The sequence below is a fragment of the Bradyrhizobium sp. UFLA05-89 genome, from assembly GCF_059803475.1.
The window spans coordinates 57,276-79,875 of record NZ_JBANBA010000010.1 but is presented as its reverse complement, the minus strand read 5'-3'; the positions used below and the strand labels follow the sequence as shown (position 1 = coordinate 79,875).

Annotated in this window: 23 protein-coding genes and 1 pseudogene; 7 read left to right on the top strand and 17 right to left on the bottom strand. The window is 62.5% G+C overall.

Translation table 11 applies throughout. The features are described 5' to 3' along the window. Nucleotides 1-12: 12 nt before the first annotated feature. Complete coding sequence (locus SO139_RS08060) at nt 13-1,212, bottom strand: pyridoxal-phosphate-dependent aminotransferase family protein (protein ID WP_449380165.1); 1,200 nt, start codon at nt 1,210-1,212, stop codon at nt 13-15. Nucleotides 1,213-1,392: 180 nt separating this feature from the next. Between SO139_RS08060 and SO139_RS08055 the strand changes: the two genes are divergently transcribed. Further along, entirely contained in the window at nt 1,393-4,401 is a 3,009-nt protein-coding gene (locus SO139_RS08055) for an FAD-binding and (Fe-S)-binding domain-containing protein (protein WP_498539895.1), read from the top strand. Further along, a complete protein-coding gene (locus SO139_RS08050; RefSeq protein ID WP_498539894.1) occupies nt 4,394-4,822 on the top strand; it encodes a GlcG/HbpS family heme-binding protein in 429 nt (142 codons plus the stop codon). Before SO139_RS08055 ends, SO139_RS08050 begins: the two co-directional genes overlap by 8 nt. A gap of 42 nt (nt 4,823-4,864) precedes the next feature. On the opposite strand, the gene SO139_RS08045 is transcribed toward SO139_RS08050, so the two are convergent. The 12 genes from SO139_RS08045 to SO139_RS07990 all read right to left on the bottom strand — a co-directional run bounded on the left by SO139_RS08045 (nt 4,865) and on the right by SO139_RS07990 (nt 14,744). Further along, a complete protein-coding gene (locus SO139_RS08045; RefSeq protein WP_498539893.1) occupies nt 4,865-5,107 on the bottom strand; it encodes a DUF2274 domain-containing protein in 243 nt (80 codons plus the stop codon). Between the two features lie 4 nt (nt 5,108-5,111). Beyond that, complete coding sequence (locus SO139_RS08040; RefSeq protein ID WP_498539892.1) at nt 5,112-6,311, bottom strand: TraB/TrbI/VirB10 family type IV secretion system protein; 1,200 nt, start codon at nt 6,309-6,311, stop codon at nt 5,112-5,114. Beyond that, entirely contained in the window at nt 6,308-7,282 is a 975-nt protein-coding gene (trbG, locus tag SO139_RS08035; protein WP_498539891.1) for a P-type conjugative transfer protein TrbG, read from the bottom strand. Before trbG ends, SO139_RS08040 begins: the two co-directional genes overlap by 4 nt. Continuing rightward, the gene (gene trbF / locus SO139_RS08030) at nt 7,279-7,959 is read right to left on the bottom strand and encodes a conjugal transfer protein TrbF (protein WP_498539890.1); all 681 of its coding nucleotides are present in this window, start codon (nt 7,957-7,959) and stop codon (nt 7,279-7,281) included. Before trbF ends, trbG begins: the two co-directional genes overlap by 4 nt. Nucleotides 7,960-8,008: 49 nt before the next feature. Then, nucleotides 8,009-9,226, bottom strand: a complete 1,218-nt coding sequence (trbL, locus tag SO139_RS08025; protein WP_498539889.1) for a P-type conjugative transfer protein TrbL — start codon at nt 9,224-9,226, stop codon at nt 8,009-8,011. After that, entirely contained in the window at nt 9,223-9,606 is a 384-nt protein-coding gene (gene trbK-alt, locus SO139_RS08020) for a putative entry exclusion protein TrbK-alt (RefSeq protein ID WP_449380157.1), read from the bottom strand. The genes trbL and trbK-alt overlap by 4 nt, the downstream gene beginning before the upstream one ends. Further along, nucleotides 9,603-10,340, bottom strand: coding sequence for a P-type conjugative transfer protein TrbJ (gene trbJ / locus SO139_RS08015; RefSeq protein WP_498539942.1), 738 nt, complete (start codon nt 10,338-10,340; stop codon nt 9,603-9,605). The genes trbK-alt and trbJ overlap by 4 nt, the downstream gene beginning before the upstream one ends. Further along, nucleotides 10,337-12,778: a conjugal transfer protein TrbE gene (trbE, locus tag SO139_RS08010; RefSeq protein WP_498539888.1), complete on the bottom strand. Its 2,442-nt coding sequence runs from the start codon at nt 12,776-12,778 to the stop codon at nt 10,337-10,339. The genes trbJ and trbE overlap by 4 nt, the downstream gene beginning before the upstream one ends. Nucleotides 12,779-12,786: 8 nt before the next feature. Beyond that, the gene (locus SO139_RS08005) at nt 12,787-13,050 is read right to left on the bottom strand and encodes a VirB3 family type IV secretion system protein (RefSeq protein ID WP_498539887.1); all 264 of its coding nucleotides are present in this window, start codon (nt 13,048-13,050) and stop codon (nt 12,787-12,789) included. Further along, the gene (locus tag SO139_RS08000) at nt 13,050-13,376 is read right to left on the bottom strand and encodes a TrbC/VirB2 family type IV secretion system protein (protein ID WP_498539886.1); all 327 of its coding nucleotides are present in this window, start codon (nt 13,374-13,376) and stop codon (nt 13,050-13,052) included. The genes SO139_RS08005 and SO139_RS08000 overlap by 1 nt, the downstream gene beginning before the upstream one ends. After that, entirely contained in the window at nt 13,373-14,293 is a 921-nt protein-coding gene (trbB, locus tag SO139_RS07995) for a P-type conjugative transfer ATPase TrbB (RefSeq protein WP_498539885.1), read from the bottom strand. The genes SO139_RS08000 and trbB overlap by 4 nt, the downstream gene beginning before the upstream one ends. A 238-nt stretch (nt 14,294-14,531) precedes the next feature. Then, complete coding sequence (locus SO139_RS07990; RefSeq protein WP_498539884.1) at nt 14,532-14,744, bottom strand: hypothetical protein; 213 nt, start codon at nt 14,742-14,744, stop codon at nt 14,532-14,534. Nucleotides 14,745-14,890: 146 nt separating this feature from the next. On the opposite strand from SO139_RS07990, the pseudogene SO139_RS07985 reads away from it, so the two are divergent. Next, a pseudogene (locus SO139_RS07985) lies at nt 14,891-15,157 on the top strand (ribbon-helix-helix domain-containing protein). Between the two features lie 7 nt (nt 15,158-15,164). Then, nucleotides 15,165-15,512 carry a type II toxin-antitoxin system RelE/ParE family toxin gene (locus SO139_RS07980; RefSeq protein WP_498539883.1) on the top strand — a complete coding sequence of 116 codons (348 nt, stop codon included), beginning with the start codon at nt 15,165-15,167 and terminating at the stop codon, nt 15,510-15,512. Nucleotides 15,513-15,716: 204 nt separating this feature from the next. Here the strand turns inward: SO139_RS07980 and SO139_RS07975 are convergent, their stop codons facing one another. Both SO139_RS07975 and SO139_RS07970 read right to left on the bottom strand, forming a co-directional pair. Beyond that, nucleotides 15,717-15,950 (bottom strand): type II toxin-antitoxin system prevent-host-death family antitoxin, encoded by a 234-nt coding sequence (locus SO139_RS07975; protein WP_498539882.1) that lies wholly within the window; start codon nt 15,948-15,950, stop codon nt 15,717-15,719. A gap of 11 nt (nt 15,951-15,961) precedes the next feature. After that, nucleotides 15,962-16,255, bottom strand: coding sequence for a type II toxin-antitoxin system RelE family toxin (locus SO139_RS07970; protein ID WP_449380150.1), 294 nt, complete (start codon nt 16,253-16,255; stop codon nt 15,962-15,964). A 312-nt stretch (nt 16,256-16,567) separates the two neighbouring features. On the opposite strand from SO139_RS07970, the gene SO139_RS07965 reads away from it, so the two are divergent. Further along, entirely contained in the window at nt 16,568-16,879 is a 312-nt protein-coding gene (locus SO139_RS07965) for a type II toxin-antitoxin system HigB family toxin (protein ID WP_498539881.1), read from the top strand. Then, complete coding sequence (locus tag SO139_RS07960; protein ID WP_449380148.1) at nt 16,864-17,262, top strand: helix-turn-helix domain-containing protein; 399 nt, start codon at nt 16,864-16,866, stop codon at nt 17,260-17,262. The genes SO139_RS07965 and SO139_RS07960 overlap by 16 nt, the downstream gene beginning before the upstream one ends. Nucleotides 17,263-17,476: 214 nt before the next feature. Here SO139_RS07960 and SO139_RS07955 read toward each other — a convergent pair whose 3' ends face one another. Further along, nucleotides 17,477-18,466, bottom strand: coding sequence for a threonine dehydratase (locus tag SO139_RS07955; protein ID WP_498539880.1), 990 nt, complete (start codon nt 18,464-18,466; stop codon nt 17,477-17,479). 145 nt (nt 18,467-18,611) lie between these two features. Here SO139_RS07955 and SO139_RS07950 point away from each other — a divergent pair, with 145 nt between their 5' ends. Next, nucleotides 18,612-19,514, top strand: coding sequence for a helix-turn-helix domain-containing protein (locus tag SO139_RS07950; RefSeq protein WP_498539879.1), 903 nt, complete (start codon nt 18,612-18,614; stop codon nt 19,512-19,514). Between the two features lie 188 nt (nt 19,515-19,702). Here SO139_RS07950 and SO139_RS07945 read toward each other — a convergent pair. Then, nucleotides 19,703-22,600, bottom strand: a 2,898-nt coding sequence (locus SO139_RS07945; protein WP_498539878.1) for an autotransporter outer membrane beta-barrel domain-containing protein, incomplete at its 5' end; no start/stop codon positions are given.

Below are 22,600 nucleotides of genomic sequence, written 5' to 3'. Positions count from 1 at the left end.
ACTCAGGTTAGTTCAGGCGACTTGAGCCTTGGTCATCGGCACCACGTCGCGCCCCTTGAGGACGTCCATGGCCGCCAGCACGCCGCCGCTCCGATGCGGGACCTGCGCAAGATCCAGGCCCATCTCAACGCCGGACAGCGTGCCCATCAGCATCAGATCGTTGAAATGGCCGATATGGCCGATGCGGAACACCCTGCCCTTCACCTTGTTCAGGCCGGTGCCGAGCGACATGTCAAAGTTCTCGAGCACCACTTTGCGGAAATTGTCGGCGTCATGGCCCTCGGGCATGCGCACGCCCGTGAGCGCCGGCGAATGCGCGTTGGGATCGGCGCACTGCGTCTCCAGGCCCCAGACCTTGATCGCTGCGCGCGTCGCGGCGCTATGGCGCTTGTGGCGGGTCCAGACGTTCTCGAGCCCCTCCTCCTCCAGCATCTTGACGGCCTCGCGCAGGCCGAAGAGCAGGTTGGTCGCGGGCGTATAGGGGAAGGTGCCGGCCTTGTTGAAGGCGATCACCTCCTGCCAGTCCCAATAGGAACGCATGCCGGGATTGCTTTTCGCTACGGCCAGCGCCTTTTCGGAGACCGCGTTGAAGCCAAGGCCCGGTGGCAGCATCAGGCCCTTCTGGGAGCCGGCAACCGAGACGTCGATGCCCCAGGCATCGTGCTCATATTCCATCGAGCCGAGGCCCGAGATGGTATCGACCATCAGCAGCGCCGGATGCTTCACGCGGTCGAGGATCTTGCGCACCTCCGCGGGCGGCGTCACGCAGCCGGTCGAGGTCTCGTTGTGCACGACGCAGACCGCCTTGATCTTGTGCTGCTTGTCGGCGGACAGGCGCTGTTCGATCTCGGCCAGATCGGCGCCATGGCGCCAGTCGCTCGGGATGAAATCGACGTCGAGCTTGAACTTGTCGGCGATGCCACGCCACAACACGGCGAACTGGCCGGTCTCGCACATCAAGACCTTGTCGCCGGGCGAGAGCACATTGACCATCGCCGCTTCCCAGGCCCCGGTTCCGGAGGAGGGATAGATGATCACGGGCTGCTTGGTGCGGAAAACCCGCTGCATCGCGGCCAGGACGGCAAAACCGATCTCGGCGAACTCCGGACCGCGGTGGTCCAGTGTCGGCATGTCCATGGCCCGCAGCACCCGGTCGGGCACGTTGGTCGGTCCTGGAATCTGGAGAAAATGCCTTCCAGTATGCACGGTCATAGGCGTCCTTCCCGGTCTTGAGAGTCTTCCGAGGGGTCTCGGCGAGCCGCTCGAATATCACTATTCGCCGGGCTTGTCCCCCGCCTGAGGAGGCCCGTCAATGCGCAAGAAGCAGGGCTCGCCTTGCCAAGCCGGCAGAGCCTAGGCAAGACGTCACCGGCGAAAGAGCGAGAGCGGATCATGGCGGCTGACGTGGCCGAAAAATCGAGAAAATCGGCGCAAAACGGCGGCCTGGCTGCGCGCCTGGCCCGTGAAACCACGGGTGAGGTCCTATTCGATACCTTCAGCCGCGGCCGCTACGCGACGGATGCCTCTTTCTATCAGATCATGCCCCTCGGCGTGGTTGTGCCGCGCAGCATGGACGAGGCGCTGCGGGCGCTGGCCGTTGCCCGCGACGAGGGCCTGAAGGTCACCCCGCGCGGCGGCGGCACATCGCAATGCGGCCAGACCGTCAATGACGGCCTTGTCATCGATGTCTCAAAACACCTGAACCGGATCCTCTCGCTGAATGTCGAGAACCGGACTTGCGTGGTCGAGCCCGGCATCGTGCTCGACGATCTCAACCGCCAGCTCAAAAAGCACGGCCTGTGGTTCCCGGTCGACGTCTCCACGGCGTCACGCGCCACCATTGGCGGCATGGCCGGCAACAATTCCTGCGGCGGGCGCTCGCTGCGCTACGGCACCATGCGCGACAACACGCTGTCGATGGAAGCAACCCTTGCCGACGGCACGATGGCTGGCTTCGGCGAGGTCCCGCGCGATCTCAGCAATGTGAATGCCGGCGACAGTGCGCTGGCGCTATTCCGCGACATGCTCACGCTCGGCGCGCGCGAGGCCGACGAGATCGCGGACAGGTTTCCGAAGGTGCAGCGCCGCGTCGGTGGCTACAATCTCGATGCGCTCACTCCGCGTAATGCGCCCAACAACATGGCGCATCTTTTGGTCGGTTCCGAAGGCACCCTCGCCTTCACCACGAAGGTCGAGCTGAAGCTGTGGCCCGTCATCCACAACAAGGCGCTCGGCGTCTGCCATTTCGGCAGCTTCTACGAGGCGATGGATGCGGCCCAGCACCTCGTCAAGCTCAAGCCGATCGCGGTCGAGCTCGTCGACCGCACCATGATCGCGCTGGGCCGCGACATTGCGATGTTTCGCCCCATCATCGGCGCCGCCATCAAGGGCGATCCGGATGCGGTGCTGGTGGTGGAATTCGCCGAAGAGGATCAGGCGGACAATCTCGCACGCCTGAAGCAGCTCGCCGAGCTGATGGGCGATCTCGGCTTCGGCTGGAATAACGACAAGCGCAAATGGGGCGGCGTGGTTGATATCACCGAGCCCGCCTTGCAAAGCGGCATCGCCGATTTCCGCGCTGCCGGCCTCAACGTCATGATGTCGATGAAGCAGGAGGGCAAGCCGGTCTCCTTTGTCGAGGACTGCGCCGTGCCGCTGCCGCACCTCGCCAACTATACCGCGCGGCTGAACGAGGTGTTCGCCAGGCACGGCACCAGCGGCACGATGTACGCGCACGCCTCCGAAGGCTGCCTTCATGTGCGCCCGGTGCTGAACCTGAAGCTGGAGAAGGACGTGAAGGCGATGCGCGCCATCGCCGAAGAGGCCTTCGCGATGGTGCGCGAGTACAAGGGCTCGCATTCCGGCGAGCACGGCGACGGCATCGTGCGCTCGGAGTTTCACGAAACGATGTTCGGAGAGCGTCTCGTTGCGGATTTCAAGGAGGTGAAACAGCGGTTCGATCCCGATGGCGTCCTCAATCCCGGCAAGATCGTCGACGCGCCGAAGATGGACGACCGCTCGTTGTTCCGCTACCGGCCGGACTATCGCGTCACTGATTTGAAGACGAAGCTCGACTGGTCCGCTTATCCCGGCGCCGCCGGCGGCTTCCAGGGCGCGGTCGAGATGTGCAACAACAACGGCGCCTGCCGGAAGCTCGAGGGCGGCGTGATGTGCCCGTCCTACCGCGCAACGCGCAACGAGAAGGACGTCACCCGTGGCCGCGCCAACACGCTGCGGCTCGCGATCTCCAGACAGCTCGGCCCCGATGCGCTGTCCTCCGACGAGATGATGGAGACGTTGAAACTCTGTGTCTCCTGCAAGGCCTGCCGCCATGAATGCCCGACCGGCGTCGACATGGCGAAGATGAAGATCGAGGTGCTCGCCGCGCGCGTTGCCTCTCGCGGTCTGACGCTGCGCGACCGACTGGTTGGCTATCTGCCCCGTTATGCCAACCTCGCCTCGCGTTTCGCCCTGCTCACGAACCTGCGCAACCGCAGCGCGCTTCTGCGAAAGCTGTTCGAACGCTTTGCCGGCATCAGCGCGCGCCGCGCGCTGCCTGCCTTCCGCAGCGATGTGTTTGCACCGCCTGCGGAAGCGGTTGGACCTGTGGATGGCCGCGAGGTCGTGCTGTTCGCCGACACGTTCAATCGGATCTATGAGCGGGAAAACCTCGACGCGGCGCTGCGGGTGCTTGTCGCAGGCGGCTATCGCGTGCATCTGACAAAGCTCGTCAGCGGCACCCGGCCGCTGTGCTGCGGCCGCACGTTCCTGTCCGCGGGCCTCGTCGAGGAAGCGAAGGCCGAGCTCGACCGTCTCGTTGCGAGTTTTACCCCGTTTGCCGCGCGGGGCGTGCCGATCATCGGGCTCGAGCCGAGCTGCCTCCTGACGCTGCGCGACGAGCTGTTGTCGCTGCGCAAGGACGACGACGCCAAGGCTGTCAGCGCCCACGCCCTCACCTTCGAGGAGTTTCTGGTGCGCGAGGCGGAAGCCGGTCGTCTGCAACTGCCGCTCGGCACGATCGCCGAGAAGGCGCTCTTGCATGGCCATTGCCACCAAAAATCCTTTGGCGCCTTCAAGCCGGTCGAGCAGGTGCTGCGCCTCGTTCCCGGCCTGAAGGTTGAGACCATCGAGTCGAGCTGCTGCGGCATGGCCGGCGCCTTTGGCTATGGCGCGGACACATACGATGCCTCGATCGAGATGGCCGAGCTGTCGCTGCTGCCGGCCGTGCGGCGCGCGGACCAGGCAACGCTGGTGGTCGCCGACGGCACCTCATGCCGGCACCAGATCCACGACGGCAGTGCGCGCGACGCCCTGCATGTCGCGCGCGTGCTCGCCATGAGCCTCGATGGCGCCAACGCAAATCCGACAACGTCATCACACAAGGACACTCCACATGGCTGAACTCACCCTCGACACCGCCCGCAAGATTCTCGATGCCGCCGTCGCGAAGGCCGCGGAGCTGAAGCTGAAGCCGCTTGTCATCACGATCCTGGATGCGCGCGGCGTCCTCAAGCTCGCGGCTGCGCAGGACGGCACCAGCCTGATGCGCGCCGAGATCGCCCACGGCAAGGCCTATGGCGCACTCGCAATGGGCATGGGATCGCGCGCCCTGTTCCAGCGCGCCCAGGAGCAGGCCTATTTCATCGACGCAGTGAACACCATCGCCAAGGGCGCGCTGGTCCCGGTCCCCGGCGGCGTGCTGATCCACGACGGAGGCACCTTGCTCGGTGCGGTCGGCGTCTCCGGCGACACCTCGGACAACGACGAAGCCTGCGCGGTCGCCGGCATCGAAGCGGCCCGACTGAAGGCGAATGCGGGATAACGCGCGTCAACCCAGGCTGACAGACCGTAGATCGAGCGAGCGTTATCCCTCACGTTGCTTGGCAAGCTGATTAGTGCGACGAAGCCTTGCAAAAGCCCGGTCTGTCGCCATGAAACGCGTCAGCATTGGAGCGATCAGCTTCGCTGGATCGCTGATCGATTGTCCGCTTTCTCGGCTCAACGCCTCAGCGTAGGCGACAAGGTCCCGATGAACATTTGCCGGCAGCTCATGCGTAACCTTGACAGACCTGTTTTCAACGAGAGCGCCGATTTTGAGTTTCGCCATGCTACTATCCCCTATACGGTTCAAGCACGAGGTCCCGGTTGACGATAACCCTCACCGGAAATCCCGGCCGGATCGTCAGCGTCGGTTGGATGTTAAGATTGCGCCGAACAAGCTGTTGACCGGCCTGGTTGACGGAGTCTCCTGCCCCGCGCCGCAATGCCTGGATGAGTGCGCTGTTAGTATAGTTGTTGACGTCGCTTCCCGAATTCACTTCGGTCCCAACCGCTAGCAGGGTTGAGAGCGCAGCCGCGCCCAACGATTCCTTCCAGTGATTGTCGACTTGATCCTCAAGGCCAGAATACCCCGCAGCGTCGGCTCCCGGCTGCCGTTCCAGCACAATCGACCGGCCGTTCGGCATGATCAACCTAGTCCAGACCAGAAGGAGGCGCGACTGCCCAAATGCGATCTGGCTATCGTAAGTACCTATTAGCCGTGCCCCCTGCGGAATGAGCCGAGTTCGCCCGGTAGGACTATCATATACCGCTTCGGTCACCTGCGCCGTGATTTGACCAGGGAGATCGGAGCGAATCCCCGTCAGCAGCGCACCAGGAATGACTGTCCCTGCTTGGACGACAAAAGGCGATGCGGGTTTGACCAGACGATCAGGGCTCGTGGTGCGTCGATCGATCGCCGCATTCACGAAGGTAAGCTTTCGGTCCTGGCCATTCTGTGCGAACGCTTCGTCGGACGATGTCGTCCCACTCGCAGGAGCATCATTCGACGCTGTTGTTGCAGAAAACGGCCGGACATTCGTGGGGGCGAACAGCTTGCTCGTGCGCGCCGCTTCACTTTCTTGATTCACGCGCTGTTGCTCGGCATCAACCGCCAATGGACCAGTCTGCGCCTGCGCGGCAACGATCGGTCGACCCAAATCGCCGGGCAAAGGCGGTCCGAGCGGCGGCACCTCTTTCGGGATGCCGGTGTAGTCCTTCGGCAGGCCGGCAAGCTGGTCAGCGACATTATGATGATCGGTCGAATACAGCTCCTCCGAAGTGGGAGCGTGCTTCTTGCTGGATTGCAGCGCCAAGAACATGGCTCCCGAGATCGCGACGAGGAGTAGTGCGGAGCCTGCGATCAACACCCTACGCGAGAGCCGCGTTACGCGTGGCCGCTCTGGGTGCAACTGGAACGCTTTCGAAGCGTCGTCCTGCGCCTGCGACGGAACATTATTCTGGTTCGTAGGACCGCCACTTGTGCCGCTCATAACGGCCTCCCATCGCCTCTGACGATCCGCACCTTCTGCTGGTTCTCACCTCCTAGCCTCAATTCAGCGGCTGCGAACAGCCGATCGACAATCAGCAGGCTTCCGAAAGCACGATAATTGACAAGCTCGGTCTTCCCGTCCTGCGCGATGACGAAAAGGGGTGGCATCTCACCCTGCCCGATGCCTGGCGCGAACTCGATGTAAACCTTGCGTCCGTCGTCGTAGGCGTTGATCGGACGCCAGGGCGGGTTGTCGCCCTCGATGGCGTAGCGATAGCGGCGCTGGGTTGGATCGGGGATGAGTGGCGTCGACGGCACGCCCCGGCCACGCGCGCGATCTTCGGGATAGAACCAGGTCACTGAAGGCATGTACGGCTTTTCGCGGGAACGCAGCTCGAGCAGATAGGTGCGCCGATCGGTGTTGACGACGAGATTGGTCGAGACTTCCGGCCGGGTCGGCTTGACCATAATGTGGACGCGGCGGGTATCCCCATTGCCGCTCTCGGTGTCGCCGACGACCCATCGCACGGTATCGCCGGCAGCGACAGGTCCCGAACCGATCAATTGTTCGCCCGGCTCGAGCGCTATGTCGGTAATCTGTCCGGGTGCGGCATAGATCTGGTAGAGGGCGCCCGGGCTATAGGGAAACACCTGCACTGCGTTGAAATACGCCGCCTTGCGGGGCTGAACACGAGCCGCGTCGTTGGCGCTCTCGATCCTTTCGATCGGCTCCTTGGCTTCTTTCTGCTTGCCGCCATGTGCCGGGGTCCAGGAGGGCGGCACGTGTAGCGGTCGCGGCCGGTCGTCGCTCACCGCCGGCGGATCGGGGAGCGGCGGGAGATCGCTGTCGTAGCTGATCTGCGGAGGTTTGAAGGTGGTGCATCCGCCGAGCGCCGCGACCGAAATCAAAAGGGCCGACGCCAAGCTCCGTGGCAATTTTCCCGAGGTATGAGAAATGGAGGGCATGCTCATCCGAGCTCCTTCGACCAGTTGATGGCGTTGACGTAGATGCCGAGTGGATTCTTACGCAGGCGATCGACGTCGCGAGGCGGCTCCAAGACGATCGTGAGAATTGCGCTCCACCGCTCCGTAGCGGCCATCTGGCCATTCTCGTAACGTCGTTCGATCCAGGCTAAACGGAAGCTATCGGGTGAGGCCCTGATGACGCTGGAAACCTCGACGGCCACCTGGCTCTTCCCGACCTTGGCGAAGGGGTCGTTGTTGCGCGCGTAGTCATTGAGGGCTGCAGCGCCGCGGTCCGTCGTGAAGTCGTAGGCGCGGAGCCAATCTTCGCGCAGCACGATCGCGTCCATGGGAAGGCCGCGAACATGTTCGATAAACCGAGATAGATGAAAGGCGATCTGGGGATCGCTGGGTTGGTAGGAAGCATCTGCGGGTGCGACGGCTCTCACTTCGCCGAGATGATCCACTTCGACCACCCAGGGGGTGATGGTGCCCCGTGCTGATTCCCAAGCAAGCGCAGTGGCGAAGCCGGCGGATAGGAACAGAGAGCCGAATGCCATCAGACGCCAGTTTCTGGCCTGGACTCGTGCCGAGCCGATGCGGTCATCCCAGACCTGAGCTGCGCGTTGATAGGGGGTGACCGGAGCAGGCGTGCGGCAATAGTGGACGGCTGATCGTTTGAACATACTTTACCTCAGGAGATGATTGGGAACGGCAGGTGGTTGAGCGCAGGCACTAGCTCCCGCCCTGTGAGAGATCGACAGACGCACCACCTCCGCCGTGGTCGCCAGCGCGTACCGCCCGCGTGGCGCTTGAGGCTCCATGACTGATCGTTTGCGTCCGTTTCATACGGCGAACCCACGCGGGCGCTCTTTCGGGCGACGCGGACTCGCCACCACCCGCGCTGCCGCTCGGTCCACCGGAATGGACGGCAGCGGAGCGTAGGGGGCTGGCTGAAGCCGACGTAGTTGCGCCCGTGGCGCTGGACGAACTTCCTGCACGGAAGGCGCTCAAGGTAGCGCCCGAGATGGCGCGGCCTCCCCCTACGGCACCTCCGGCCAGCGCTGCGCCACCGGCTGCGAGCGCGGCTCCGGCCGCAACCACACCACCGGCCGCTAGGCCAGTGCCGACAGCGCTACCTGCGCCGAGCTGTGGTCCCCCAGAAACGATCCCGTTGGCGATGCCGGGGCCGAAGATGCCGAGACCAAGCAGTGAGAGCGCCCCCAACACCAGCGCCATCGCACTCTCAATGGTCGGCTGGTTGCCGCCGAATCCGGCCGTGAACTGCGCAAAAAGCGTCGAGCCGATGCCGACGATCACGGCCAGCACCAAAACCTTGACGCCGGAAGAAATCACGTTGCCGAGTACCCGCTCTGCAGCGAATGCCGTCTTCCCAAACAGACCGAAGGGAATCAGCACAAAGCCTGCGAGCGTCGTCAGCTTGAACTCGATCAGGGTGACGAAGAGCTGGATCGCCAGGATGAAAAAAGCGAGCAGCACCACGATCCAGGCGAACAACAGAACGGCGATCTGGACGAAATTCTCGAAGAAGCTGACGTAGCCCATCAGGCTGGAAATGGACTCCAGGATCGGCCTCCCAGCGTCGAGACCCACCTGCGCAATCCGGCCGGGACGCAAGAATTCCGCTGACGACAGGCTCGTGCCGGAGGCCTTTAGGCCCAGGCCCGCAAAGCTTTCGAACACGATCCGCGCGAGGCTGTTCCAGTTGCCGATAAGATAAGCAAAGACGCCGACGAACAGGGTCTTCTTGACGAGACGAGCGACGATGTCCTCATCGCCGCCCCAGGACCAGAACAGCCCAGCCAGTGCGATGTCGATCGCCGCGAGCGTGGTCGCGAGATAGGCAACCTCACCGCCTAGCAGCCCAAATCCGGAATCGATGTAGCGAGTGAAGGTTTCCAGGAACTGGTCGATGACACCGGTGCTGTTCATCGCTCATTTCCTCCGGATGTCGGCATGGAGGGGTAGCCAGACGGCAAACGGCTTTCATCCTTCGGTGATGGTGGAATCGGGCCATTAGCTGACGCTCCATCAACCCCTTGACGTGCATTACCCTCCCTCTGGCTCAGAAATTGGCGCCGTTTCTCGGCCCACACCTTGCGGCATTCGAGCAACTGGTCTTTCTGCTCGTAGTTGACGGTACGGCACTGCGCGAGCTTGGAGGCGAGAGGATCGATTTCTTGGGTAGCCGATGCAGCAGCCGCGGTCTGATCCGCGCCGCCGCGCAACTGGATTGCGCAGGCACCGACCGCCACGGCGAGGAGCAGCACGGCTACGCCGATCGGAATGCGCTTGAACCTATCTGTCATCATCGGTGAAACATCTGCACGGTTGTGGGCTGATAGCTTTGGCCTGAGTTAAGGAAGCGGCGGAGCTGCTCTCTCCCCTGATCCTGTGCGACGGTGCGCTGCGCAGACTCCAAGCTCTGAGCTCGTCCCTGTGCGGCAACGACGGCGGTGAGATCGGCGAGTTGCTGGGCCTGCAATCCGAGGAGTTGGTTACCTGCCTGATTTGCCTGCAGTGCGCCGGTCGCACCTTGGCTCGCTGTCACGAGCGCCGACATCTGGGTTCGGTTGGTGTCGAGATTGCCGACGACGGTGGCCTGCACCCGCATCGCGTCCTGCAAGCCCGCGACCGCGTTCTGCCAGCGTGCCTGTGCATTGGCCACCAGGGCCTGGTCCGACGAACTTGACGACGTCGGCGCATAGGTCGTCGAGAACGCCCGATCGATTTGCTGGATATCGTAGGCAATGCGCTGAGCCTGCCCGAGCAATTGCTGCGTCCGCAGGATCGACTGCTCGAGCTGCAGCAGGGAGGAGAACGGCAGTGTCGCCAGATTCTTTGCCTGGTTGATCAGCATCTGCGCCTGATTTTGCAGTGACGTGATCTGGTTGTTGATCTGCTGCAGGCTACGCGCGGCAGTCAGCACGTTCTGCGCGTAGTTGTTGGGATCGAACACGATCCATTGCGCCGACGTCGGCTTGGGGCTTCCGGCAAGAACGACAGCGATGGCGCCCGCCGCTGCAGCACGACGGAGGAAACTCATGAGGAGGCCTCCAGGTTGGCGAGATGTGGAATGAGATCGCAGGCCCATCCGATGTCTCGGGCTCTAAGCCAGCCAGAGACAAAATTCTCGCCGCTCTCTTCGACCAGCACCTTCTCGATCAGCGCCTGGTCGGCTTTCGAGGAGGCGGCCGCAAACGCCAAGGCGACCTCACCAAGGCCAAGTTCAAACAGACGGTTGCCGCGACGCGACTGGCAGTAGTAGTCCCGCTTCGGTATCGCACGGGCGAGAATCTCGATCTGACGGTCGTTCAGCCCAAAGCGGCGATAGATCGCCGTGATCTGTGGTTCGATGGCGCGATCGTTGGGGAGCAGGATCCGGGTCGGACAACTCTCGATGATGGCAGGTGCGATGGCCGAGCCGTCGATGTCGGCCAGCGATTGAGTTGCGAAAATGACGGAAGCATTCTTCTTGCGCAGTGTCTTCAGCCACTCGCGAAGTTTGCCGGCAAAGTCGGCGTCGTCGAGTGCAAGCCAGCCCTCATCGATGATGAGCAGGGTCGGCCGGCCATCGAAACGATCCTCGATCCGATGAAACAGGTATGACAGAACGGCGGGCGCTACTCCCGTACCGATCAATCCGTCGGTTTCGAAGACCTGGACCGAGGATTCGCCCAATCGCTCACTTTCGGCATCGAGCAACCGGTCATAGGGACCGCCCAGGCAATAGGGCTGGAGCGCCCGCTTCAATGGATTCGACTGCAAGAGGACGGAAAGACCGGTGAGGGTTCGTTCCGGAAGCGGCGCTGAAGCCAGCGACGTCAGGGCCGACCAGACATGGTCCTTGACCTCGGGTGTGACCTCGATCCGTTCGCGGGTCAGGATCGAGGTGATCCATTCGGCAGCCCAGCCGCGCTCAGCGACGTCGTCAATTCTCGCGAGCGGCTGGAGGGAGACAAACTGGGAGACCTCTCCGGCAACGGAGCCGCCAAGATCATGCCAGTCGCCACCCATGGCGATGGCGGCCGCCCGGATCGATCCACCGAAATCGAAAGCGAAGATCTGGGAACTCGGATAGCGCTGAAACTGCAGCGCCATCAGCGCCAGTAGCACCGACTTGCCGGCGCCCGTCGGGCCGACGACCAGGGTGTGCCCGACATCGCCGACGTGGAGAGAGAATCGAAACGGGGTCGATCCCTCCGTCTTGCCGAAGAACAGAGCCGGCGCTTTGAAGTGATGGTCCCTCGCCTCCCCCGCCCATACAGCTGAGAGCGGAATCATATGCGCAAGGTTCAGGGTCGAGACCGGGGGCTGACGGACGTTGGCATAGACGTGCCCCGGCAAGCTGCCGAGCCATGCCTCGACCGCATTCACCGTCTCAATCATGCAGGTGAAATCACGCCCCTGGATCACCTTCTCGACGAGGCGCAGCTTTTCGTCGGCGGCGCGGGCATCCCTGTCCCAGACGGTGACCGTCGCGGTGACAAAGGCCTCACCGATCTGGTCCGTTCCCAGTTCCTGGAGCGCGGCGTCAGCATCGATCGCCTTATTATGCGCATCTGTGTCGAGAAGCGCGGAAGCCTCGTTGGTCATCACCTCCTTGAGAATCGCGCCAATCGACTTCCGCTTGGCGAACCATTGGCGACGAATTTTGGTGAGGAGTTTTGTCGCATCCGTCTTGTCGAGCATGATCGCCCGGGTCGACCAACGATACGCGAAGGCGAGACGGTTGAGGTCGTCGAGGATCCCCGGTGTGGTCGCGGTCGGGAATCCCACGACGGTCAGAACGCGCACGTGGGCTTCGCCCAGCATCGGCTCAAGGCCGCCGGTCAGGGGTTGATCGGCGAGCAACGCATCGAGATACATGGGAATCTCTGGCACACGGACCCGATGCCGCTTGTTCGAAACGGTGGAATGCAGATAGGTCAGCGTTGCCTCATCATCGAGCCAGGCACATTCCGGCATAAATCCTTCAATGAGCTGGAGTACGCGGTTGGTCCGGTCGACAAACCCGCTCAGGACCTCGCGCGCGTCGGCGCCGACGGTGCGGCTGCTATTCTCATAGAGGAGCCGCTCTGCCATCGCCGCGCCTTCCTCGGGCGGCAGGTAGAGGAACGTCAGGTAGTAGCTCGAGTCATAGTGGGCGCCAGCTTCCTCGAACTGGGCTCGCCGCTCTGCGTCGACCAGGGCAGAGGCGACGTCGGGAAACGTGCTCTGCGGATAGGCACCCGCGGAATGCCGCTGTGCCTCGACAAAGACGGCCCATCCAGACCCAAGGCGGCGGAGCGCGTTGTTCAGACGACCGGCGACCGCGACGAGTTCGGCCGGCACAGCGCTGTCGAGATCCGGTCCCCGAAATTTTGCGGTCCGCTGGAACGAACCGTCCTTGTTCAGAACAATCCCCTCATCGACGAGCGCCGCCCAGGGAAGAAAGTCAGCTAGGCGCGTCGTTGAACGTCGGTATTCGGCAAGATTCATCATGGGAGGACTCAGAGGCTGAGATGACCGGGAATACGGACGTGCCGGCGCACGACCTCGACGAAGGCGGGATCACGCTTGGTGGCCCAGACGGCGACCATGTGGCCGACGAACCAGAGGAGAAGACCTGCCAGCCAAAGGCGCAGGCCGAGGCCAAGCGCTGCGGCCAAGGTGCTATTGACGATGGCGACTGATCGCGGTGCGCCGCCCATCAGGATCGGCTCGGTCAGAGCCCGGTGCACGGGCGCGATAAATCCTGTGACGTGCCCATCCATCAGATCACCACGCCGCCGCCGAATGAGAAGAACGACAGGAAGAAGCTCGAGGCGGCAAAGGCGATCGACAGGCCGAACACGATCTGGACCAAACGTCGGAAACCGCCCGACGTGTCGCCGAATGCCAGCGACAGCCCGGTCACAATGATGATGATGACGGCGATGATCTTGGCGACGGGACCCTCGACCGATTGCAGAATCTGGTTGAGCGGTTGCTCCCACGGCATGTTGGAGCCCGCGGCCCACGCGGGAACGGCCATCAGGCAGTACCAGGTGAATGCCTCAATCGAAAGGATGATCCTTCCGCGAAACGAATGATAACTCATGGCTGATCTCCCATTGGTGAAAGGCTGTAGTCGCCGGAGGGTCCGAGCTCGGTTACGCGGGCCAGTTCTGCAAGCCTGCGATCGGCCCCACGGCCGACGAGCACGGCGATGACGTTGATGGTTTCGGCGATGAGCGCCCGCGGCACCGTGACGACAGCTTCCTGGATGAGCTGCTCGAGCCGGCGCAGCGCACCGAGAGCAGTGCCGGCATGGATGGTGCCGATTCCTCCAGGATGCCCGGTACCCCAAGCTTTCAGCAGGTCGAGCGCTTCCGCACCCCGGACCTCCCCGATCGGAATACGGTCAGGCCGCAGCCGTAGCGACGAGCGGACGAGATCGGAGAGCGAGATCACACCATCCCGTGTACGCAGGGCCACCAGGTTCGGTGCCTTGCATTGAAGCTCTCGCGTATCTTCGATGAGTACGACGCGATCGGCGGTCTTGGCGACTTCTGCAAGCAGCGCATTTGTCAGCGTCGTCTTGCCGGTCGAGGTGCCGCCGGCGACCAATATATTCTCGCGACTGGTGACGGCCGTGCGTAGCGCGTCGGCCTGATCCGATGTGATAATCCCAGCGGCAACGTAGTCACCGAGCGAGAACACGGCCACCGCTGGCTTGCGGATCGCGAATGCGGGGGCGGTGACAACCGGCGGCAACAGGCCCTCGAACCGTTCACCGGTTTCGGGCAATTCGGCGGAGACGCGCGGCGCCCCGGCGTGAACTTCCTGCCCCACGTGATGGGCAACCAACCGGACGATGCGTTCTCCGTCGGAAGCGGACAGTGTTTCGCCGCTCTCCATCAGACCGTGAGATAGCCGGTCGATCCACAACCGGCCATCGGGGTTGAGCATCACTTCAACGATCGACGGATCTTCCAGAAAGCGTGCGATGGCGGGACCAAGTGCGGTGCGCAGCATTCGCACCCCACGCGAGATTGCCTCCGGCCGAAGAGAATGGATTGGCACGTCGTCCCCCAATGACTGAGGACAAATCGAACGCCGCCCTCAGATGGGGATCATTAGAAAGAGCAACAGCACGATCGGCACAACGAGCGGCTGACCGCGTTCGTAGCCTGGCGCAGAGAAAGAAAGTTTGGGCAAGATGCCTGAGAGCGAGCCTGAACTTGCGCCTCAGCCAAACAGCTCGACACTCCAGTTAGCGGCCTTGGTGAGAATAAAATCGCGAACTCGTCATTGAAATTGCACCATAATTTTCAGAGCGCCCGCGGGACAAGGAACTGGTTGGACGGCCCATGGTGGGCTTGAAGATCATGCGCGCCAACAGCGCGACTGCGATCGGCGCGAGCAGCATCGGCAGCAGCGCGACACGAAACAGCTGCTCGCCAGTCACGCTCGCATTCAGCGCCAAGGCCGAACCCGATCGCTTGTCGGCAATCCCACCGCGATGAACGCTTCAGCGGTTGCCAAGGGTACGCGCCAACATTCGGGTTGAGGCGATGCGTATGCATAATATGCCATACGGGCCTCGCTTTCGAATATCCCGGGGGGATGCCGTTGCCCACCAGAAATGTCGTGCTGACTGAGCGTCAGGAGGAACTCCTTGAGGCCCCGTCAAGTCTAGCCGCTACCAGAACGCCAGCGAAGTGCTGCGCGATGGGTTGGGGCTGGTGGAACAACGCGAGGCGGAGGATACAAGCAAGCTGAAAGCTCTGCGGGCAGCGGCCCGCGCCGGCGTCGCGGCGTTGGACCGGGGGGATTTCAAGGAATTCGGAAATATCGAGGAGCCTCTCGGAGAAGGTCATCTCCCGAACTGCCGAATAGAGCCGTCATGGCCCAGCAGAGATGGCGCGTTCGTCTCGGCCCTGCCGCGGAAGTCGACTTTGCCAACATCCTCAAGTGGACCACCGAGAATTCTGGCGCGCGACAAGTTCGCGTCTATAGGGACGCCCTTGTTCAAGCGCTTGCCAACGGTCCCAATGTGCGGGCTCCAGGGCCCGGGACGAGATCATGGCAGGCCTTCGCACGCTTTATGTTGCCCGGCCTGGCCGTCGCGGACGTCATTTCCTGGACCTATCGGGACGCCCCGAACAGCACGATCGAAATCGTCCGCATCGTCCACGACGGAATGGACCTTCGGCTCCACGTCCCATCTGTCCCCGACGAGAGCACCGAATAGAGCTGCAGCATCGTAGAGAACGCCAGCGCACCTCTGCAGGCGCCAGCGAGCTCTGGCGTAGAATTGTAAGTGGCGCGCTATGGCCGATGAAGTTGGGCACTATTGTTCGCCGTAGCACTACGATGCCGTGCGCGAGTCCACGCCATCGTATCCGACACCTTGCCTATCTTTGCGCGCGCACTGCGACGGGATATGCGCGTGTCACTACTCGCTTTCAATGTCCTCGAGCCTGGTCCCGCGTCCCGCGCGCAGGCTGTTTCGCGCCTGCTCGATACGACGCAGGAAGCGCGGGTCGTGTTCGAGGCGGTACTCGAACCAGTCCTCCTCTGATTCGAAGCCGATCAGTACACCGGCCGGCTTACCATGGCGCGTGATGACGATCTCCTGCGTTTCAGCTTCTCGAAGAAAGCGAGACAGGTCGTCCTTGATCTCGGACAAAGGAACTTCCTTCACTCCGGATTTCCGAATTGTGTGAGCCATGACTCGGCCTCCGATTTGGGCACTATCGCCAAGACCTCTACGCTCGTGCGGGACACGTCGTAGAACACCCGAACTTCGTCTACCCGCAATCGAAACTGTGGACGGAGCAATCCTCGCAATCGCTTGATGCGGCTGCGGCTCGTTTTTTCGGGCTCGTGCCTCAGATGTGTTTCGAGCGCGGCCCGAACGATCGTCCGAACACTCGCCGTCAGCGCCTTGAGGTCTTCGACAGCTTCGGGAGCGAGGACGATCTCGAATGGCATTCTGGCCAGATTATAGCCAGATTTGCACAGGTGTCAAACGAGCAATTGGGCCTGCCTCAAGCGAACTCTAGCGTACCAACGGCTAGGCAGAGGATGCTGTTGAGTGCTCTGGCGGGAAATGGCGCGCCACGGCCGATGAAGATGGGCACTACTGCTTCGCTGTGGCGCTATGATGTACCCGCCATGGCTCGCTGCCTCCGCCGGCCGCACGATCAAAGCTCGTCTCGGTTCAACGATTTCGGAGCAAGGTAGGCCATTATCATGGCAGGTCGGGGGTTGTCACCAAATTGGTGACATGATACAGATTCACCCATGCAGGTGATCGCCCTTCGCACTCTGAGAGAATTTTGGGCGCGTCACCCACATGCCGAAGGCCCAATTCGGGCGTGGTTCGCGATTGCCGCCAAGGCGCACTGGGCCGACCCCGCCGAAATAAGGCGGCGGTTCGGCAGCACCGTCGATTTCGTGGGCGACAACCGAGTCATCTTCGATCTCGGCGGGAACAAATATCGGCTGATCGTTCACGTGTCATATGCCTTCGGCCGCGTGCTCGTGAAGTTCATCGGCACTCATTCAGAATACGACCGCATCGATCCGGAGACCGTATCATGGCGAAAAAATTGATCCGTCCGATTCGCTCCGAAGCCGACTATGACGCGGCGCTCAGCGAGATCGAACGGTACTTCGAAAACGAACCCAAGCCGGGTACGCCCGAAGCAGACCGATTCGATCTCCTCGCACTTATCATCGAGGACTACGAGCGCAAGCGCTGGCCGATCGAACCACCCGACACGATCGACGCGATTCGTTACCGCATGGAGACGAGCGGCTATACCCAGGCCGATCTTGGCCGCCTGCTCGGCTCGCGCCAGCGCGCATCCGACGTTCTGACCAGGAAGCGTCCTCTCACGATGCGAATGGCCTGGAAACTGCATCGCGAGTGGGACATTCCTGCGGAAGCCCTGATCGCACCACCGCGAATGCGCGGGCGAAGGTCGGCGGCGTAGAGGCGGAAAGGCCCGCGCAGGATCGGCGCTTATCGTCAGCTGTAGCGTGCTCTGGCGTAAATGGCGCGCCACGGCCGATGAAGATGCGCACTATTGCTTCGCCGTCGCGCTATGAAGCAGCGACCGGCCGAGCGCTACAACTGCCAACACTGCGACGGCTTACGATTTCCCGCTGTGTCCGCCGGGCTTGCCGCGGAGGCCAATGCTGGCGCATTCAGCCGACCTTTGGCGTCTCACCGGCTAAGATCCGCCGGTAGACCGACGCATCGATATTGCCGCCGGACAAAATCACGGCGACCTTCTTTCCGGCCATGCGGGCGCGCTCCTGCATGAGCCCGGCAAGCGGGGCGGCGCCCGCGCCTTCGGCAACGTTGTGCGTATCCTGGAAATAGGAACGTGCCGCATCGGCGATGTCGTCCTCGCCAAGCTGCAAGATTCGGGCTGCGCCCTGCTTGATGATGGCCACCGCCTCCTGACGCGGGTCGCGTGTTGCCACGCCGTCGGCGAAGGTTAGCGCCGAGCCCGTCGAAACCGGCTTCCCGGCCGCGAACGACAGGGCCATTGCCGGGGCGCTGCGCACTACGACGCCGACGATTTCAGTCTTGAGGCCGAGCAAGTCGCGAGCTGTGATCAGCCCACAGATACCGGAGCCCATCCCAATCGGGACATAGACCGTGTCAAGGTCAGCGACGGCGCGAAACAGTTCGAGCGCGTACGTTGCGACCCCCTTGACCTGATCTCGATTGAACGGTGTGATAAAATGCAGGCTCTGCTCGCACGCGACCCGGTTGCATTCTGCAAGCGCCTCGTCAAAATCTCTGCCGAATTCGACGACGGTGGCACCAAAGGCGCGCATGGCGGCATTCTGGTCTGTTGAGTTGCCCCGCGGCACGTAGATTGTCGCCGAAATGCCTGCCCGAGAGGCTGAGAATGCGATAGATTGACCATGATTGCCGCGCGTGGCCGAAATGACCCCTGTCACTTTTGTCGATGAGCGCTTCAGATTGTCCATGTAGACGATGCCGCCGCGTACCTTGAAAGCGGAAGTCGGCGTGTGATTCTCGTGCTTTACCCACACCTCGCAACCGGTCCGCTTGGCGAGAAGCGGCCAAGCGTATTGCGGGGTGGGCGGTAGCGTACGATGCACGAGTTGAGCCGCGGCTTCCAATTCACCGAGAGCAAAGAGCGGGTCGGACACAGCCATCGAAAACCTCCGAGGAAACCTATAAGAATGTTAGCTCGGTTGATTTCGGCCCGCTTTCACGTGCTTGACCTGTAATGGCGTGTGGGTCGCAAAGTAATCTTTCAGTCGTTGCGGCGGTGAGCGCTTCGAGCTACGGCAAGTTCTAATGTCGGAACAGAAACCAAGCACGGTGGCTGCTCTGCATCGCTCAACCCTGCACTGTGAGGGCCCGGGCTTTGCGGTGACGGTGCTGCCGGCGTCGCCCTACGAGGTGAGTTACGTGTCCGATCGTCACGTGATTGGGTTCACGTTCGAGAGGCAGCGAGGCGTCGACGCCTTCGGTGGTGCGCGGCGGCGCCCCTTTGATGCGGAGCCTTGGCGGCTCGCCTTCACGCCAGCAGGCTGCGACGTCTTTTCGGCCTCGGACAAGGGCGGGGAGTACTTGGTACTAAGCTTTGCCCCGAAGGTATTTGCTCGATTTGCATCAGGGATTGAGACCTGCCGGCTAAGGCAGTTCACCAATGCGGCCGATCCCCGATTCACCCCGTTAGCGACTAGCCTGCGGCGGATGACGATGGTTGGTGCAGCAGCGCCATCTTTGGCGATGGAGAGCGTTGTAGCCGTTGCTGCCGAACGCGTCTCAGCGGTGCTCAATCCCGGTACTCAGAGAGGGTCCGCCGAATGTCGTTTGACTTCTCGACGCCTGAAGCGAATTCTCGATCATTTTGAGGCTCGACTCACGGAAGAAATCCGCCTCGCGGACCTTGCAAGCGATACCGGCCTCTCGGAATGCTATCTCGCCCGCACGTTCCGGGCTGCGACTGGCGTGACGCTGCACGCCGCGTTGGTGGAGCGGAGGATTGCACGAGCGCGTTCGTTGATCGAGGCGGCCTCACGCCGCGGCACCCGCCCAAGCCTCGCGGCGGTTGCAGCAGCTTGCGGATTCTCAAGCCACGCTCACATGACGACGATCTTCCGGCGCGTGCTTGGGGTCACTCCGAGCGAATGGACGCGAATTTTTGTAGGCACCTCAGTACTCGGATCGTCCGATCACAGCACCGCCGGCTGATGGTTGCAGGGCTGCCTGGACAACGGCGCGATCGGCGCCGCTGGGCTGCTGCAGCGTGCTCTGGCGTAGAATGGCGCGCCGGCCAAAACAAAATTACGAACTCATATATTATTGAGATTGCAGTATAATCTCGTTATGCGCCCCATGAGCTATTCATGCGCAGGTCGGCGATGCAATTCGACCACCCGCTACCATGTATATCGCACTATTCCTTTTCCGGCGTAGCTTCGGGTGACGTTGGAGAACTCGCCTTCGAAGGTCGCAGTGGCTGACCAGCCGTTGGTCCACTTCAGTTCGGCGGACGCCGTGGTCAGCGCCGAGTCGGACGCTTGCGCCGCGCCATTCACGACGAAGCTTGCGCCGGGCAATGCCTGGAAGGTCGCGGAGACGGCGCGGTCGGGATTGAAATCATGCGCCCACGCGGCCCGACCGCGCAGCGTCAGGATCGCATCGCCGATCGCAAATGATTTGTCGCCGCGCAAACCGAGCTCGCTGCGGCTGTCGGTGACGTCCCTCGCGCCATAGGCGAGCGCAAAGGTATTGGCGCCGGAGAGAATGCCTTCCGCATAGGCGGGCAGACCGAAGGTCGTGAACTGTGCGGCGGCATAGGGCGTCAGGCCGATGCCGCCCATCCACGGCGCGACGACGCGATAGCCGCCTTCGAGACGGCCCGAGAATGCGTTGGCGTTGAACTCCGCATGCAGGCGATCGATGCCGGCCACGGTCACGGTACGGTCGGTGGTGATGTCCTGCCAGCCATAGGCCAACGCTGCGGTGACGTAGGCCGCACCGACGGAGTGGCGCAAATAGGCGCCGGCCTGGAACAGCTCGGAACGTCCGCTGCCCAATCCATTGACGACAAAATTGGTGCCGCCGCCGGCCAGCGCAAAACCGGCAAGCGTATACGGCGAGATGCGATAGTCGGCACCAACAGCGGTACCGTAGATGCGGCTGCTGGCGGTGTTTGATCCGGCGGTGACGCTGCCATCGGTGGCCTGCGCGCCGCCATAACCTGCCGCCCACACGCTCCAGCGCTGCGCGAAGGCTGGCGCCGGTGCCTTTTGATAGATCGCAGCGTAGGCCTCGCGCTCCGCGCCGGTCTTACCTGAAACCGTGGAAGCGTCTTCCGCGAATTGGGATGCGCCGTTCGAGGACGAAACCGGATCGCCACGTTCGCCCATGAAGGGATCGGTCATCACGCCTATGAACTGGGTCATCGCGTTGAAGGTGGCCTGCTGTGAGCCCGTAGCGGATTGACCGGACGCTTGCGTCAGGCCCCCTGCGGACAGAGCGCTGTACACCATCGGAATGCCGCCGGTGCTGTTGAAGTAGTTGGTGAGCGCGGTGCCGACGTTCTGCGCATTGCCGTTGAGGCCAGTCGGGATGGCGAAGTTCAGCAGCAGATTGAGATAGGCATGGGTCGAATCGTAGCTCAGCGTTGCGTGGAAGTTCGCCGGCAGGTTGGTATTCGCGACCGAATTGAACGTGCCGCTAACGCCGCCCGCGGCGGTCAGGATGGTGTACTGCTTCGCGACATAGCTGCCATTGGCATAAACCGCATTCACGCTGGCATTGCCGAGCGCCGCCGTGCCCGACACGTTAGCGAACGAGGCCGTCGATGGATTGATCTGCACCAGATAGATCGCCCCGGAAGCGAGCGCAAGGCTTCCGCTCACCGTGGTCGAGGTGCCCGCCACACCGGTGCCGGGCGCGAAGGTGCCACCGCTGGCGACCGAGAGGTTGGCCACGGTGCCGCTGCCGGTCAGCGCGCCACCCGTGATCGTGACCAGGCCATCGATCATGCCGGTGTTGTTGGTGACCCCGGCGGTATTGGTGAGGCCTCCGCTCAGCGTTCCCGCATTGTTGGTCGTGCCGCTGTTGGTCAGGAGGCCCGACACCGTTGCGCCGGCACTGTTGTTGAAGGTGCCGGCATTGTTGACCGTGCCGGTCCAGGTCAGATTGTTGGTGATGGTCCCGGTGTTGGAAACGACGTTGCCGGTCCAAATCGAATTGTTGGTGATGCCGCCGGTATTGGTGGCGACGTTGGCGGCATAGGTGCCGTTGTTGCTCACGACGCCCGCATTGTTGAGATCGTCGGTCACGCTGCCACCGGCGGCGACCGTGATCGATCCGCCGACGCTGTTGGTGATGCCGCCGATGGTCGCGATCAATTGCCCACCATTGGCGACGGTGATGACGCCGCTATTGGTCAGCAATCCCTGCAACGTGTAGCTGCCGGTGGCGCCGATCGCAAACGTCGCGCCGTTGGCATTGGCGAGCGTCGAATCGCTGGTCACCGTACCGCCGACATTGAATGTGCCGCCGGCGAGGTTGATGATCGCGCCATTGATGGCACCGCCATTGGCGTTGACGGTCGCACTATTGGTGAGACCGCCCCTGATGGTGCCTGACGTCGTCAGCGTGCCGCCGGTCACGGTGGCGCCGCCGTTGAGCTGGCCGGCATTGGTAGTCGCGCCGGCGGTATTGGTAAGCAGGCCGGATACCGTGCCGCTGGCATTGTTGTTGAAGGTCGCGGCGTTGTTCAGCACGCCGGTGATGGTCGCGTTGTTGTTGACGGTGCCGGTGCCGGAAATCGCCACCGTTCCGGCAATCAGATTGTTGTTGGTGAGTGTGCCGGCGGTCACTGTCGCGCCGCCGTTGAGCTGGCCGGCATTGGTCGTCGTGCCCGCGGTGTTGGTGACCAGGCCGGATACCGTGCCGTTCGTATTGTTGCTGAATGTCGCGGCATTGTTGACCAGGCCGGTGATGGTCGCGCTGTTGTCGACCGTGCCGGTGCCGGAGATGTCGACGGTACCGGCAATCAGGTTGTTGTTGGTGAGTACGCCGCCGCTCACGATCACGCCAGCGTTGAGCTGGCCAGCATTGGTCGTCGTGCCAGCGGTGTTGGCGAGCAAGCCGGATACCGTGCCGCCGGCGTTGTTGTTGAACGTCGCCGCATTGACCACGCTGGTGATGGTCGCGTTGTTGTCGACGGTGCCGGTGCCGGAAATCGCCACCGTTCCGGCAATCAGATTGTTGTTGACGACCGAGCCGCCGGTCACTGTCGCGCCGCCGTTGAGCTGGCC